Source organism: Microbacterium sp. NPDC058342 (genome assembly GCF_042723935.1).
Taxonomy (GTDB): Bacteria; Actinomycetota; Actinomycetes; order Actinomycetales; family Microbacteriaceae; genus Microbacterium.
Window position 1 is genome coordinate 149,200 of record NZ_JBHXID010000001.1, and the last position, 13,564, is coordinate 162,763.

Sequence of the window (13,564 nt, forward strand, 5' to 3'; positions counted from 1 at the left end):
CGTGACCTGGGTCCTCGACAACCTCGATCTGATCGCCGAGCTCGCGCTCGTCCACCTCGGACAGAGCGCCATCGCGATCGTGTGCGGATTCGTCCTGTCACTGCCCCTGGGCTGGATCGCCTGGCGGTATCGTCTCGTGCGCGGACCGATCGTCGTGCTCACCGGGCTGCTGTACACGATCCCCTCGCTCGCACTGCTGATCCTGCTGCCCTCGGTGGTCGGGTATCAGGCGCGCAGTCCCGAGAACCTCATCGTCGGGCTGACGATCTACGCCATCGCCATCCTCGTGCGCTCGGTCGCCGACGGCCTCGACTCCGTCGACCCCGACGTGCGCCAGGCGGCCACCTCCGTCGGCTACGGCGGTGCGCGGCGCTTCTGGACGGTCGACCTGCCGCTGGCCGGCCCGGTGATCCTCGCGGGTCTGCGCATCGCCGCCGTCAGCACCATCTCGCTCGCCACGGTCGGCATCCTCGTCGGCGTCGAGAACCTCGGCTACCTGTTCACGAACGGGCTGCAGCGCCGCATCATCGCCGAGGTCTTCGCAGGTGTCCTCGCCGTCGTCGTGATCGCCCTCGTCATCGACCTGCTTCTCATGCTCGCCGGTCGCGCCATCATGCCGTGGACGCGCACGACCGCCATGGCGAGTGCGCGCCGCCGCATCGTGCCGATGAGGGCCGCCGCATGAACCTGTTCGCAGACGCCTTCGCCTGGCTGTTCTCCCCCGAACGGCTCGAGGGGCAGTACGCCCTGCCCGTGCTGCTCGGACAGCACCTCTTCTACACGGTCGTGTCGGTGCTGATCGCTGCCGCCATCGCCGTGCCGGCGGGATGGGCGATCGGCCACACCGGTCGCGGACGCGAGATCGCCGTCGCCCTCTCGGGGGCGGCGCGCGCCGTGCCCTCCTTCGGACTCATGGTGCTGCTCGTGCTTCTGCTGGGCGTGCTGCGCGTGCCCGAGGCGGCGGCCATCACGTTCGTGCTGCTCGCGATCCCGTCTCTGCTCGCCGGCGCCTACACCGGGCTCGAGGCCATCGACCGCCGCGTGATCGACGCCGCTCACGCGACCGGCATGACGCAGTGGCAGGTGTTCTGGAAGGTCGAAGTGCCCCTCGGGCTGCCGCTGCTCGTGGGCGGCCTGCGCTCGGCGACGCTGCAGGTCATCGCCACCGTCACGATCGCCGCGTACGTGAACCTCGGCGGGCTCGGCTGGCCGATCATCCAGGGCATCCCGCTCCGGCGATTCGACCAGGTTCTCGGCGGGGCCATCCTCGTCGCCGTCGTCGCTCTCGTCGCCGACCTCCTTCTCGCCCTGGCTCAGCGCATGGCGGTGCCCACGGGCATCCGCGTGTCGAAGCCGGGCACGGGTGCGCGCCGCGCGGCTCGCCGCACAGCATCCACAGCATCCGCCTGACTCCCCACCAGAGAGGAACACCATGTTCACCGCACGCAAGTCACGTCTCGCCCTGGCGACGGGAATCGCCGTCGTGGCGTCTCTCGCGCTCGCCGGCTGCGGCAGCAGCAACCCGCTCGACGCCCCCACCGGCGGCTCCTCCGGAGACGGCGACGCGGAGACGATCGTGGTCGGCTCGCAGGCCTACTACTCGAACGAGATCGTCGCCGAGATCTACGCACAGGCGCTCGAGGGCGCCGGATACGAAGTCGACCGTCAGTTCAACATCGGTCAGCGCGACGCATACATGCCCGACGTGGAGTCCGGCGCGATCGACCTCTTCCCCGAGTACACCGGCAACCTGCTGCAGTACTTCGACGACTCGGCCGCGGTCACCAGCCCCGACGACGTCTACGCCGCCCTGCAGGAGGCGCTGCCCGACGGGCTCACCGCGCTCGACTACGCCGAGGCGAGCGACCAGGACACGTACACGGTGACGCAGGAGTTCGCCGCCGCGAACGACGTCAAGACCATCGGCGACCTCGCGGACGTCGACGGGGGAGTGACCCTGGGCGGTGCCCCCGAGCTGGAACAGCGCCCCTACGGTCCTGCCGGCGCCAAGACGGTCTACGGGCTCGACCTGAAGTTCTCCGCGACCGGAGACACGACGTTCGACGCGCTTCTGGCCGGTGAGATCCAGGTGGCCGACATCTACTCCGCAGATCCGCGCTTCCAGACCGAGGACATCGTCGCGCTCGAGGACCCGGAGAGCCTGATCCTCGCCTCGAACGTCGTCCCGATCGCATCCAGCGACGTGGCCGACGAGATCGCCGATGCCATCAACGCCGTCAGCGCCGAGCTGAGCGTCGACGACCTCGTCGCACTGGGCGTGCAGAGCACGGTCGACCAGATGTCTCCCGAGGACATCGCCGCCGAGTGGCTCAAGGAGAAGGGGCTGGTCTGAGCCCGTCCCCTCGCCCCGCCGGGATGCTCAGACCCGGGCGTCCTGGCGGGGCAGCCACACCTGGTTGATGATGATCAGGATCGACGCGGTCACGGGCACTGCCACCAGCGCACCCAGCAGACCCAGGAGCGTGCCTCCCGCCAGCGCGCCGATGACGACCAGCGGGCCGGGCACCGACACCGCCTTGTTCATGACGCGCGGCGTGAGGAAGTACGCCTCGACCTGCATGTACACGAGGTAGATCACGGCGAACAGCAGCGCGTGCAGCGGATCGGCGAACAGGGCGATCACCGAGCCGATCGCCCAGAACAGCACCGACCCCACCAGGGGGATCAGCGTGATCAGGAACGCCACCGTCGCCATCAACGGCGGGAACGGCAGGCCCAGCGCGAGATAGAGGACGAGTGTCACGACCGCGTTCGCGAGAGCGAGGATCACCATGCCCTGCACGTAGCCGCCGACGGAGTCGGTGATCTGGTCGGTGATCTCGCGGGCACGGGAGCGGTCGCGCGCCGGCGCGAAGCGCAGCATCGCGGTCTTGATGCTCGGAAGCCCGGCCACGAAGTACAGCGTGAGCACGAGCACGACGATGAAGCCCGAGATGCCCGTCGCGATCGACGAGCCGACCTGCAGCGCGCCGCCGCCGATGGCCTGCCACGTCTTGCCGTCGGTGAGGAAGTCCTGCGCGTCGGCGACCAGCTGCTCGAACTGGGAGCCGAACTGCCGCTCGAGCAGGGCGTAGACGTCGCTGTTCGTGAAGTCGGTGATCAGTCCGGGCACGGACTTGACGAAGAGCGTGACCTGCTCCACCACCACCGGGATGATCATGATCAGCACCAGGGCCAGCGCGGCGACCAGCCCGAGGATCACGGCCAGCACGCTCACCCCGCGGCTCAGACCCCGGCGCTCGAGGAAGCGCACGGCCGGATCCAGGCCCAGCGCGGCGAACAGCGCGAAGGCGATGTAGATGAGCACGGTCGACAGGCTCGACAGCGTGATCGCCAGCAGGGCTGCGGTGAGTCCGCCGATCGTCAGCAGGAAGCCGAACACGAACGGCTTGTCGATGCGTGTCCAGAACGAACGGCTCGGAGTGGGCGGTTCGACCACCGGCGCGATCGCCGTGGCGGGCGAGGCGGGTGCCGGGGCATCCGCCTCGGCGAGTTCGGCGTCGGGCTCGGGTCGCACGGAATCGTCGGCGCTCATGCCGAACACTCTATTGCCGACTCCGCGCAACGGCCCGCGTTGACTAGGGTCGAACTGTCGCACCCGAGGAGGATCATGACCGACGACGACGCCCGCGCCGAGCTGCTGCGCCTGCGCGCCAGCATCGACAACATCGACGCCGCGCTGATCTTCATGCTCGCCGAGCGCTTCCGCGCCACCCAGCAGGTCGGCCGTCTCAAGGCCGAGCACGAGATGCCGGCATCCGACCCCGACCGCGAGGAGCAGCAGGTCGCCCGCCTGCGCGCCCTCGCCGAAGAGGCGCACCTCGACCCCGAGTTCGCCGAGAAGTGGTTCAACTTCGTCGTCGCCGAGGTCATCCGCCACCACACCGAAGCCGCTGAGCGGCGCTGAGCGCTCCCGCTCCTGTTCCGCAGGAGTTCTCACGAAATGCAGGAGGCCCACCGGCACCTGTTCCTGCGTTTCGCGCGAACTCCTGCATTCCGGATGCGCGAAACTCGACAGCCCCGTGAAGCCGGTGCCATACTCTGATTGTTCATGCGTATAACGCTCACAAACTTGCATTCAGGAGTCGATATGACCAACGCCGCCGGCGCGCACATGCGCGCGGAGCTCATCTCTCAGCCCGACACCTGGACGCGCGCCGCAGCAATGCGCGCCGAGCAGGCGCTGCTGCCGGCATCCGGCGCCCGCATCGCCGTGGTCGGATGCGGGACCTCCTGGTTCATGGCGCAGTCGTACGCCGCACTGCGCGAGTCCGCCGGGCACGGCGAGACCGACGCGTTCACGGCATCCGAGTTCCCGTTCGGGCGCGACTACGACGCGATCGTCGCGCTCACCCGCTCCGGCACCACCACCGAGGTGCTCGAGCTCACCGAGCGGGTGAAGGGCCGCACGCCCGTGGTGGCCGTGCTCGGCGACGAGTCGTCGCCGCTCGTCGACCTGGCCGACGCCGTCATCGCCCTGCCCTTCGCCGACGAGACCTCGGTCGTTCAGACCCGCTTCGCCACCACCGCGCTCGCGCTGTTCCGCGCCTCGCTCGGCGAATCGCTCGACGGCGCGGTGGCGGACGCGCAGGCGGTGCTCGACGGCGAGGACGACGCCGAGCTGCGGGATGCCGAGCAGTACAGCTTCCTGGGCATGGGGTGGACGTTCGGGCTGGCCCACGAGGCCGCCCTCAAGATGCGCGAGTCGTCGCAGTCGTGGACCGAGTCGTACAGCTCGATGGAGTACCGTCACGGTCCGATCGCGATCGCCGCACCCGGCCGCATCACCTGGCAGTTCGGCGCCGCGCCCGAGGGCCTGCAGGCACAGGTCGAGGCCACCGGAGCACGTTTCGTGCAGCACCCCATCGACCCGCTCGCCGACCTGGTGCGCCTGCACCGCGTCGCCCTCGACCGCGCCGTCGCCAAGGGACTGGATCCCGACCAGCCGCGCAACCTCACCCGCTCGGTGATCCTCGCCGGCTGACCGGGCATGGGCACGCACGAGCGCGGCGGGATTCCCGAGGTCGCCCCGGATGCCTCCGGCGGCACGCCGGGTGGTCGGGCGACCCTCGGCCCCGGCGCGCCCGTGCTCGCCTTCGACGTCGGCGGCACCGACATCAAGTCCGCGCTGTTCGACGGCGACGGCACTGCGGTGGGTCTGCGCCGCACCCCCACGCCGCCCGCCGGCGACGACAGCCCGCAGCGGCTGATCGACCGGCTGGCCCAGCTGGCCGCGCAGCTGCGCGAGCAGCATCCGCAGATCGTGCCGCAGGCCGTCGGCCTCGTCGTCCCCGGGATCGTCGACGCCGAACGCGGAACGGGTGTCTTCAGCAGCAACCTGGGCTGGCGCGATGCGCCCATCCGCGACCTCGCGGCGGCACGCTTCGACCTGCCCGTCGCCTTCGACCACGACGTACGCACGGCGAGCTGGGCGGAGCACGTCCTCGGCGGCGCCCGCGCCTACACCGATGCGGTGGTGCTGATCATCGGCACGGGCATCGCCGGTGCGCTGCTCCTCGACGGCCGCCCGTACACCGCGGGCGGGTACGCGGGCGAGGTGGGGCACTCGCCGATCGGCGACTGGCCCTGCCCCTGCGGGGCCCGCGGATGCCTGGAGGCCATCGCCTCGGCCGGCGCGATCTCCCGCCGCTACACCGAACAGGCCGGGGTGGTCGTGGATGGCGCCCGCGAGGTGATCGCCCGGGCCGCGGCAGGAGACGAGATCGCCGCGGGCGTGTGGGAGGAGGCGCTCGATGCGCTCGCCCTCTCGATCGCGCAACTGACCGCGGTGCTCGCGCCGCAGGCCGTCGTCATCGGCGGGGGGCTCTCCCGGGCGGGCGGCGCACTGTTCGACGAGTTGCGCCGCCGGCTCGCCGGGCGACTCAGCTTCCACCGCATCCCCGCCCTCGTCCCGGCCGAGCTGTCCGGCGACGCGGGCATCCTGGGCTCGGCGCTGCGCGCGCGAGAGGAGATCGCATGATCGTCACCGTCACGCCCAACCCGGCGCTCGATCTCACCTGGCACGTCGCCGCACTGTCCTCGGGCGGGACTCACCGTGCCCATGCGGGGCAGGTGCGCGCCGGGGGGAAAGGCCTCAACGTCGCGCGCGTCGCGCACGCGCAGGGAGCGTCGGCGCTCGCCGTGACGACCGCCGGCGGGGCCACGGGCGGGGAATTCTCCGCGGAGCTGCAGGCATCCGGCGTGCCGCACGTGCTGGTGCCGGTCGCGGCGCCCACTCGCCGCAGCATCGCGCTGGTCGACGAGTCCCTGGGCGACACGACCATCGTGAACGAGTATGGCGACGCTCCATCGCTGCCCGAGTGGGCCGCGCTGAGGGAGGCGGTCGAGACGGCGCTCGCACGCGGCGCCGGCGGCGCGGATGCTGCGGGAGCGGACGCCGGCGGCGCCGGGGTGCTCGTGATCTCCGGCAGCCTTCCCCCCGCGACGCCCGAGGACCTGCTGCCGTCGCTCATCCGCCTCGGACGCACCGCCGGGGCGACGGTCATCGTCGACACCTCGGGCGCAGCGCTGCTCGCGGCGGCGGATGCCGGGGCATCCGTGCTCAAGCCCAACGAGCACGAACTGCGTGATGCCACCGGCCTGGACGACCCGATCGACGGCGCCCGCGAGCTGCTGCGCCGCGGCGCCGAACTGGTGCTGCTCTCGCTCGGCGCCGCGGGGATGCTGGCGGTGTCCGCGGCTCCCGCTTCCCCGGCCCCCGGCGGCTCCGGGGCCGAGACGGATGCCGGGAACGGCCCGGGCCTCAGCATCCTGCACGCGCGCCTGGACGCACCCCTGGCCGGCAACCCGACCGGCGCCGGCGATGCCGGGGTGGCCGCGTGCGCCGTGCTGATGGATGCCGGCATCCGGGACCCCGAGCAGATCCTGCGCCGTGCGACCGCCTGGTCGGCGGCCGCCGTGCTCATGCCGCTCGCCGGCGAGATCCACACGTCGTGGCCGGAGCTCGAGCGCGCCCTCGCCGTGACGGTCTCCGACACCGCACCCGACCCGAAGGAAGACCGATGACCCTCGTCTCCGCTCGTGAACTGATGGGCGCATCCGCCGCCGCCGGAACGGGCCTCGGTGCGTTCAACGTGATTCACCTCGAGACCGCCGAGGCGCTCGTGGCAGCATCCGAGCGCGCGGGGCTGCCCGTGATCCTGCAGATCTCGCAGAACTGCGCCGACTACCACGGCGGGCTCGAGCCGGTGGGTCTGGCGACCCTGGCGATCGCGCGGCGCGCCTCGACGCCGGTGGCCGTGCACCTCGATCACGCCGAGCGCCCCGAGCTCGTCGACGAGGCCATCGAGCTCGGATTCGGCTCGGTGATGTTCGACGGCGGCAAGCTCGACTACGGCGAGAACGTGGAGATCACCGCTGAGGTGGCCTCCCGCGCGCGGGCCGCGGGCGTGTACATCGAGGCAGAGCTCGGCGAGGTCGGCGGGAAGGACGGCGCCCACGCTCCGGGTGTGCGCACCGACCCCGACGAGGCGCGTGCGTTCGTCGAAGCGACCGGAGTCGACGCGCTCGCGGTCGCGGTGGGGTCGTCGCACGCGATGCTCGCGCGATCGGCATCCCTCGACATCGAGCTGATCGGACGCCTGCGCGAGGTGTTGCGCGGTGGCGGGCGCGACGGCGGCGACGTGCCGCTGGTGCTGCACGGCTCCTCCGGTGTGGCCGACGAGGTGATCGTGCAGGCGGTGCGCGCGGGAATGACGAAGATCAACGTGTCCACCCACCTGAACGGCTTCTTCACCCGGGCGATCCGCGAGACGCTCGCCGCAGACGAGAACCTCGTCGACTCGCGCAAGTACCTGACGCCGGCACGGGAGGCGGTGGCCGCCGAAGCGGCCCGGATGCTGCGCCTGTTCGCCCTCGCGGACGCGGCGTGAAGCGCGCGGCGCGACTGAGCGCCATCCTCGACCTTCTCGCCGCGCAGGGCGAGGTGACCGTTGAGGAGCTCGTCGACCGTTTCGGCGCCTCGGCCGCCACGACCCGGCGCGACCTCGACAGCCTCGCCGAACGGCGGCTGCTCACCCGCACGCACGGAGGAGCCGTCGCGCAGTCAGTCGCCTACGAGCTGCCGATCCGTTACCGCAGCCACCACGGCACGGGCGCGAAGGAGCGGATCGCCGCGCTCGCCGCATCGATCGTGGAGCCCGGGCAGGTGGTGGGCCTGTCGGGCGGCACGACGACCAACGCGATCGCGACCGCACTCGCCGCACGCGAGGACCTCGCCGAGCACGGCGTGACCGTGGTGACCAACGCCGTGAACATCGCGGCGCAGCTGGCCATGCGCCCGGAGTTCAAGGTCGTCGTCACGGGCGGAGTGATCCACGCGCGCAGCTTCGAGCTGGTGGGGCCCTTCGTCGAGCAGCTGCTCGGCGGCATCCACCTGGATGTCGCCTTCATCGGCGTGAACGGGCTGTCGCCGGATGCCGGAGCCACCACCCACGACGAGGCCGAAGCGGCCGTGAACCGCATGATGGCGCAGCAGGCCGCCCGGGCGCTCATCGTCGCCGACGCGTCGAAGATCGGGCGCACGTCCTTCGCGCACGTCGGCGGGGCGGAGCTGTTCCCGCTCGTCATCGCCGACGCCGCGATCGCCGGCGAAGACCGGGCGGCGCTGATGGATGCCGGGTACGAGGTGCGCATCGCCGAGTGAGTCGGCCGCGGGCTGGGCCGGGACGGGGCTGGGCCGGGGCTGGGCCGGGGGTTCGCAGCCGTCCGACCGCCCGGGTCGCAGTTGGTCCCGGTCTGCGGGGCACCCTGACGCCCGGGTCGCAGTTGGCCCCGTTCTGCGGGGGATCCCGACGTCTGGGTCGCAGTTGGTCCCGCTTTCGGGCGTCTATTCCGGGACGAAGTGCGACCTGGGCGGGTGGCGGAGCGGCTTTCCGGGACGAAGTGCGACCTGAAGATCTTTCGACTCGATCGATCGCCGCGCGTCGACGGCTGTCAGCCGGCAGCGAGGTAGATCTTGCGAATGTGATCCTCCACGATCCACCGCGTCCTCGTGCCCGCCGCCAACCGCATCACGTCGCCGGCCTTCACCTCGACGCTGCGCCCCTCATCGAGCAGCTCGATCGTGGCACCTCCCGAGATCACGACGAAGACCTCGTCGATCTCGGTGTCGGTGACCACACCATCCTGCAACTCCCAGATGCCGGCCGTGCAGTCACCGATCGTCCCGAGTTCGACCGAGCCCTGCCGGGGCGAACCCGACACGATGTCCTCCCTCGGGACGGGAGACAGCGGCACGACGACCTTGCGGGCGCGCACCACGTCGTTATGTCCTTCGCGCAGCATGCCGGTCACGAGGGGGATCCCGAGACCGGCGGGTCGTCGCCCACACCCCAGCCGTATGCCAGCTTGTAGGCCTCGAGTACGAAGAAGGTCTCTGCTCCCACGATTCCGTCCTGCTTCGGAAGGCGGTCGTGCAGCAGCTCGGTGTAGTGGGCGACATCGCGGCACACCACTTCCACCATCACGTCGTAGGGCCCGGTGGTGAGGACGACATAGCTCGTCTCCGGAAGCTTCGACAGCGCTTCGCAGACATCGCGGGCTTTGCCCATCTCGCATTTCAAACCGATCATCGCGAGCCGGTCGAAGCCGATGCGCAACGGGTTGGCGACACCGACGATCTGCAGTGTTCCGGTCTCCTCAAGTCGTTGCACTCGATACCGGACGGACGAGGCCGGGATGCCTGTCTCCTCCGAGATGTCCTTGAAAGAGCGGCGGCCGTCTTTCTGGAGGATGGCGATCAGTTTCCGATCGATCTCGTCGAGCTTCGAATTCACAGCAGCTCCTTCACGGTCCACCCCGGCCGGGTCACATGCTACCAAGTGACCCGGCCGGGGCCCCGCAGGACGGTTCGCCTCAGATGGGGCGCGGCTCAGTCGTTCGCGATCCGGATGCATCCGTTGCGCAGATAGGTCATGTCGTGAAGGGTGTACATCCCTCCGATGCGCCCCCACCCGGTCGCGGTGCCCCCGGCGCCGCCGAACGGCATGTTCACGTCCCACCAGCCGTTCGACTCGTTGACGATGACCTGGCCGACCTGCATCTCCTCCATGAAGTAGAACGCCTTCTTCAGGCTCTCCGTGAAGACGGCGCCCTGCAGGCCCAGCGGATCGTCATTCGCGATACGCAGCGCGTCCTCGTCGTCTTCCGCGACGATGATCGGCAGGACGGGCCCGAACGACTCCTCGCGAGCGAGGAGGCTGTCGGTCGTGACGCCGTCGACCACGGTGAACTCGTAGTACAGGTCGGTCGGCATGTCCTTGGCGCGCCCACCGCCGAGCAGCACCTCGAATCCGCGCTCACGAGCGTCGGCCATGTGCCGGTCCATCTTCTGAGCCACGCCCTCGTTGTTGAGAGGACCGAGATTCGTCTTCGGATCGAGCGGGTCTCCCAGCACGACGGTCTTCTTCGCGTACTCGAGCACCGCCTGCACGAACTCGTCATGGATGTCGCGGTGCACGATGACGCGCTCGGTCGCGCAGCACACCTGACCGGCGCAGAAGAATGCGCCGTCGACAGCCGCCTTCGCGGCGCGCTCGACCTCGGCATCGGCAAGAACGACGACCGGACCGTTGCCCGACGCTTCGATGAGCAGCGGCTTGAGCCCGGCGGTCGCCTGGATCTTCGCCGCGGTAGCCGAAGAACCGATGAAGCCGACAGCGTTGACGCCGGGATGGGAGACGAGTGCTGCACCGAACTCACCCTCGCCGGGCAGCACGCTCACGAGCCCCTTGGGCAGTCCGGCTTCTTCCATGACCTCCATCGCTGCCAGCACGGTCAGCGGTGTGTTGGCCGGCGGCTTCACCACGAGCGCGTTACCGGTGGCGAGTCCTGGTGCGACGAACTCCGAGAACATGAGCATCGGGAAGTTCCACGGCGTGATGATGCCGAAGACACCGATCGGCGCGCGCGAGGTGTACTGGCGCATGTTGGGATCGGTCGACGGCAGCGTCTCCCCGTAGAGACGCATGGCGTCCTCGGCATGCAGGTGGAAGAGCTGCGCGGCCTCGGCGATGTCGCCCATCGACTCCTCCAGCGGCTTGCCCTGTTCGAGAGTCTGCAGGCGGGCCAGGTCGTCCAGACGCGCTTCGAGTGCGTCGCCGATCTTGTGGCAGATCTTCGCGCGGGCGAAGACGCCGAGCTTGCGCCACGCCTTCTGCGCCTCATGAGCCTTCTCCACCGCGAGGTCCAGATCGGCCTGTGTCGGCACCGGGACCGAGGCGATGAGCTCTCCGGTCGCAGGATTGCGGACCTCAGTGCGTTCGGTCGACGAGCCGTCGGAGTACTCTCCCGCGATGAAGAGCTGCTCTCGGGTCTGCAGGGAACTCATGGCGATACCTCCATGTATCTGTGAACAGCGGGTGGACTCAGCCTAGGTGGCCGATTCTTGAGAGCGCAAGAGGAAGTAGCAATCATTTGCGGAACTGGCAACTCAAGATCGAAAAGTTGACAGATGAGCAATTTGTGAGGCAACGTTAGGCAACTTCTCCGGTTGTGGCTAAAGGAGCATCATGACCACCTTCGAACGGGCTGAGGCTGCGGTGGCGGCTTCTCGCATCGACGCTGCTCTGGAGCATGCGAAGCGCGAGCCGTACTGGATGGACGACGCCCGCCGTCCTGAAGCGCTACCCGCTGCGCGCGGCTCGCTGCGCGCCGACCTGGCGGTCGTGGGCGGGGGCTATACGGGTCTCTGGACGGCGCTGATGGCGAAGGAGCGCGATCCGGACCGCCGCGTGGTGCTGCTCGAGGCGAATCGCATCGGTTGGGCGGCTTCCGGCCGCAACGGCGGCTTCTGCGAGGCGAGCCTCACTCACGGGGCGAGCAACGGCGAGCGTCACCTGCCCGACGAGGTCGCTCAGCTGCACGAACTCGGCATCCAGAACATCCGTGAGTTCGGCGAGACCGTACGCCGCTACGGCGTGGACTGCGAATGGTCCGAGAGCGGGGTGATCAAGGTCGCCACCGAGCCTCACCAGGCCGGATGGCTCATGCGGACCGCCGCTCAGCATCCTGACGCCGTGTATCTGGATCGGGAGCGCATGCGTGCAGAGGTCGACTCCCCCGTCTTTCACGCGGGCCTTCTCGAGCTCGAGGGCAACGTCATGGTCAACCCGGCCCGACTCGCGTGGGAGCTCCGACGAGTGTGCCTTCAACTCGGCGTCGAGATCTACGAGCACTCTCCCGTGATCGGGCTGAAGGCCGAGCCCGACGACATACTGCTCACGGTGGGCGGCGTCGAGCGGCGGACCGCACAACAGCCGCTCGCCACCCTCTCCGCGAAGCGCGTCGCACTCGCCACGAACGTGTTCCCTTCGCTGCTGAAGCGATCCCGCCTCTTCACCGTGCCGGTGTGGGACTACGCGCTCATGAGCAACCCTTTGACCCCCGAGCAGTCGCAGAGCCTGGGCTGGAAGGGACGACAAGGCCTCGCGGATCTGAACAACCGCTTCCACTACGTGCGCATCACACGAGACGACGCGGGCCGGGACCGCATCCTCTACGGCGGGTACGATGCGGTGTATCACTACGGGAAGGGCCTGAAGACCGAGTACTATCACCGCGAGGAGACCTACCGAAGACTCGTCGCGCACTTCTACGAGACCTTCCCGGTGCTCGGTGACATCGGCTTCAGCCACGCGTGGGGCGGTGCCGTCGATTCGTGCAGTCGATTCTTCTCCTTCTTCACCCGCGCCCATGGTGATCGCGTCGTTGCCTCGGCCGGCTACACGGGCCTGGGGGTCGGCGCCACTCGTTTCGGCGCCAACGTGACGCTCGATCTGCTGGACGGTCTCGACACGGAACGAACCCGTCTCGACCTCGTGAAGAAGAAGCCCATCCCCTTCCCTCCGGAGCCGCTCGCCTGGCTCGGGGTGCGCATCACCACGGCGGAGATGAATCGGTCGGATCGCCGTCAGGGCAAGCGAGGGCTGTGGCTGTCCACATTGGACGCCATCGGAATGGGGTTCGATTCCTGACCGACACCGTCTGCACAGACCGCGACACCGTTCAAAGGAGAACACATGCAGTGGATCATGCTCGCGATCGCCATCTGCCTCGAAGTCTTCGCGACGTCGATGCTCAAGCTCTCCGAGGGGTTCACCCGGCTGTGGCCGACCGTCGCGGTCATCGTCGGTTACGCCGTCTCCTTCTATCTGCTGGCCCAGGTGGTGAAAGTCACACCGGTCAGCATCACCTACGCGATCTGGGCGGCGGCGGGCACGCTGCTCGTCGTCGGCGTCGGTGTCATCGCGTACCACGAGCGGCTGACGATGCTGCAGATACTCGGCGTCGTCCTCACCATCGCGGGCGTCCTGCTGCTCAACCTCGGCGGTGCGAGTCACCATGGCGATGTCGAGACCAGCGCTGACGCGAGTCCCCGCTTCCCACAGCCCGTGACCCGGACCAAGACCATATCTTTCATCAGCAGCTCTTAAGCCCTAGTGTTGCTGTCACAACGAATCAACGACCATCAGGTTGTTCATCCACGAGTTCATAGCAAAGTTCGCTCTCAATGCCGAGACAG

General features: G+C 69.2%; 15 protein-coding genes. 11 read left to right on the forward strand and 4 right to left on the reverse strand.

Translation table 11 applies throughout. From position 1 onward, the window contains the following. Window position 1: 1 nt before the first annotated feature. Genes ACFWHT_RS00680 through ACFWHT_RS00690 form a run of 3 tightly spaced genes read left to right on the forward strand, consistent with a single transcriptional unit; the run spans window position 2 to window position 2,353 of the window. Window positions 2-685 (forward strand): ABC transporter permease, encoded by a 684-nt coding sequence (locus ACFWHT_RS00680; RefSeq protein WP_378824509.1) that lies wholly within the window; start codon window positions 2-4, stop codon window positions 683-685. Continuing rightward, window positions 682-1,410, forward strand: a complete 729-nt coding sequence (locus ACFWHT_RS00685) for an ABC transporter permease (protein WP_378824511.1) — start codon at window positions 682-684, stop codon at window positions 1,408-1,410. Before ACFWHT_RS00680 ends, ACFWHT_RS00685 begins: the two co-directional genes overlap by 4 nt. A gap of 22 nt (window positions 1,411-1,432) precedes the next feature. Further along, window positions 1,433-2,353 (forward strand): ABC transporter substrate-binding protein, encoded by a 921-nt coding sequence (locus ACFWHT_RS00690; protein ID WP_378824513.1) that lies wholly within the window; start codon window positions 1,433-1,435, stop codon window positions 2,351-2,353. A gap of 27 nt (window positions 2,354-2,380) precedes the next feature. On the opposite strand, the gene ACFWHT_RS00695 is transcribed toward ACFWHT_RS00690, so the two are convergent. Beyond that, window positions 2,381-3,556 (reverse strand): AI-2E family transporter, encoded by a 1,176-nt coding sequence (locus ACFWHT_RS00695; protein ID WP_378824514.1) that lies wholly within the window; start codon window positions 3,554-3,556, stop codon window positions 2,381-2,383. A gap of 75 nt (window positions 3,557-3,631) precedes the next feature. On the opposite strand from ACFWHT_RS00695, the gene ACFWHT_RS00700 reads away from it, so the two are divergent. The 6 genes from ACFWHT_RS00700 (at window position 3,632) to ACFWHT_RS00725 (ending at window position 8,686) form a co-directional block, all read left to right on the forward strand. Continuing rightward, window positions 3,632-3,928, forward strand: a complete 297-nt coding sequence (locus ACFWHT_RS00700) for a chorismate mutase (protein WP_378824517.1) — start codon at window positions 3,632-3,634, stop codon at window positions 3,926-3,928. A 183-nt stretch (window positions 3,929-4,111) separates the two neighbouring features. Further along, complete coding sequence (locus tag ACFWHT_RS00705) at window positions 4,112-5,005, forward strand: SIS domain-containing protein (protein WP_378824519.1); 894 nt, start codon at window positions 4,112-4,114, stop codon at window positions 5,003-5,005. Between the two features lie 6 nt (window positions 5,006-5,011). Then, window positions 5,012-6,001 (forward strand): ROK family protein, encoded by a 990-nt coding sequence (locus tag ACFWHT_RS00710; protein ID WP_378824520.1) that lies wholly within the window; start codon window positions 5,012-5,014, stop codon window positions 5,999-6,001. Then, window positions 5,998-7,047 (forward strand): 1-phosphofructokinase family hexose kinase, encoded by a 1,050-nt coding sequence (locus ACFWHT_RS00715; RefSeq protein WP_378824522.1) that lies wholly within the window; start codon window positions 5,998-6,000, stop codon window positions 7,045-7,047. The genes ACFWHT_RS00710 and ACFWHT_RS00715 overlap by 4 nt, the downstream gene beginning before the upstream one ends. Further along, window positions 7,044-7,913 carry a class II fructose-bisphosphate aldolase gene (locus ACFWHT_RS00720; protein ID WP_378824524.1) on the forward strand — a complete coding sequence of 290 codons (870 nt, stop codon included), beginning with the start codon at window positions 7,044-7,046 and terminating at the stop codon, window positions 7,911-7,913. Before ACFWHT_RS00715 ends, ACFWHT_RS00720 begins: the two co-directional genes overlap by 4 nt. Then, the gene (locus tag ACFWHT_RS00725) at window positions 7,910-8,686 is read left to right on the forward strand and encodes a DeoR/GlpR family DNA-binding transcription regulator (RefSeq protein WP_378824526.1); all 777 of its coding nucleotides are present in this window, start codon (window positions 7,910-7,912) and stop codon (window positions 8,684-8,686) included. The genes ACFWHT_RS00720 and ACFWHT_RS00725 overlap by 4 nt, the downstream gene beginning before the upstream one ends. A 290-nt stretch (window positions 8,687-8,976) precedes the next feature. On the opposite strand, the gene ACFWHT_RS00730 is transcribed toward ACFWHT_RS00725, so the two are convergent. The 3 genes from ACFWHT_RS00730 to ACFWHT_RS00740 all read right to left on the reverse strand — a co-directional run bounded on the left by ACFWHT_RS00730 (window position 8,977) and on the right by ACFWHT_RS00740 (window position 11,371). Further along, a complete protein-coding gene (locus ACFWHT_RS00730) occupies window positions 8,977-9,327 on the reverse strand; it encodes a cupin domain-containing protein (RefSeq protein ID WP_378827846.1) in 351 nt (116 codons plus the stop codon). Window positions 9,328-9,332: 5 nt separating this feature from the next. Then, on the reverse strand, window positions 9,333-9,818 hold the full coding sequence (locus ACFWHT_RS00735) for an Lrp/AsnC family transcriptional regulator (protein WP_378824527.1): 486 nt from the start codon (window positions 9,816-9,818) through the stop codon (window positions 9,333-9,335). 95 nt (window positions 9,819-9,913) lie between these two features. Next, the gene (locus ACFWHT_RS00740; protein WP_378824528.1) at window positions 9,914-11,371 is read right to left on the reverse strand and encodes an aldehyde dehydrogenase family protein; all 1,458 of its coding nucleotides are present in this window, start codon (window positions 11,369-11,371) and stop codon (window positions 9,914-9,916) included. A 181-nt stretch (window positions 11,372-11,552) separates the two neighbouring features. Here ACFWHT_RS00740 and ACFWHT_RS00745 point away from each other — a divergent pair, with 181 nt between their 5' ends. Beyond that, window positions 11,553-13,016, forward strand: a complete 1,464-nt coding sequence (locus ACFWHT_RS00745) for an NAD(P)/FAD-dependent oxidoreductase (RefSeq protein WP_378824530.1) — start codon at window positions 11,553-11,555, stop codon at window positions 13,014-13,016. A 45-nt stretch (window positions 13,017-13,061) separates the two neighbouring features. Continuing rightward, a complete protein-coding gene (locus ACFWHT_RS00750) occupies window positions 13,062-13,475 on the forward strand; it encodes a DMT family transporter (protein ID WP_378824532.1) in 414 nt (137 codons plus the stop codon). The last annotated feature ends 89 nt before the right edge of the window (window positions 13,476-13,564 follow it).

What these genes read in the sequence shown, in the direction of transcription:
- ACFWHT_RS00705 (WP_378824519.1), top strand. Translation starts at nt 4,112, where the DNA reads ATGACCAACGCCGCCGGCGCGCACATGCGCGCGGAGCTCATCTCTCAG.
- ACFWHT_RS00720 (WP_378824524.1), top strand. Translation starts at nt 7,044, where the DNA reads ATGACCCTCGTCTCCGCTCGTGAACTGATGGGCGCATCCGCCGCCGCC.
- ACFWHT_RS00695 (WP_378824514.1), bottom strand. Translation starts at nt 3,556, where the DNA reads ATGAGCGCCGACGATTCCGTGCGACCCGAGCCCGACGCCGAACTCGCC.
- ACFWHT_RS00745 (WP_378824530.1), top strand. Translation starts at nt 11,553, where the DNA reads ATGACCACCTTCGAACGGGCTGAGGCTGCGGTGGCGGCTTCTCGCATC.
- ACFWHT_RS00750 (WP_378824532.1), top strand. Translation starts at nt 13,062, where the DNA reads ATGCAGTGGATCATGCTCGCGATCGCCATCTGCCTCGAAGTCTTCGCG.
- ACFWHT_RS00700 (WP_378824517.1), top strand. Translation starts at nt 3,632, where the DNA reads ATGACCGACGACGACGCCCGCGCCGAGCTGCTGCGCCTGCGCGCCAGC.
- ACFWHT_RS00715 (WP_378824522.1), top strand. Translation starts at nt 5,998, where the DNA reads ATGATCGTCACCGTCACGCCCAACCCGGCGCTCGATCTCACCTGGCAC.
- ACFWHT_RS00740 (WP_378824528.1), bottom strand. Translation starts at nt 11,371, where the DNA reads ATGAGTTCCCTGCAGACCCGAGAGCAGCTCTTCATCGCGGGAGAGTAC.
- ACFWHT_RS00710 (WP_378824520.1), top strand. Translation starts at nt 5,012, where the DNA reads ATGGGCACGCACGAGCGCGGCGGGATTCCCGAGGTCGCCCCGGATGCC.
- ACFWHT_RS00690 (WP_378824513.1), top strand. Translation starts at nt 1,433, where the DNA reads ATGTTCACCGCACGCAAGTCACGTCTCGCCCTGGCGACGGGAATCGCC.
- ACFWHT_RS00730 (WP_378827846.1), bottom strand. Translation starts at nt 9,327, where the DNA reads ATGCTGCGCGAAGGACATAACGACGTGGTGCGCGCCCGCAAGGTCGTC.
- ACFWHT_RS00685 (WP_378824511.1), top strand. Translation starts at nt 682, where the DNA reads ATGAACCTGTTCGCAGACGCCTTCGCCTGGCTGTTCTCCCCCGAACGG.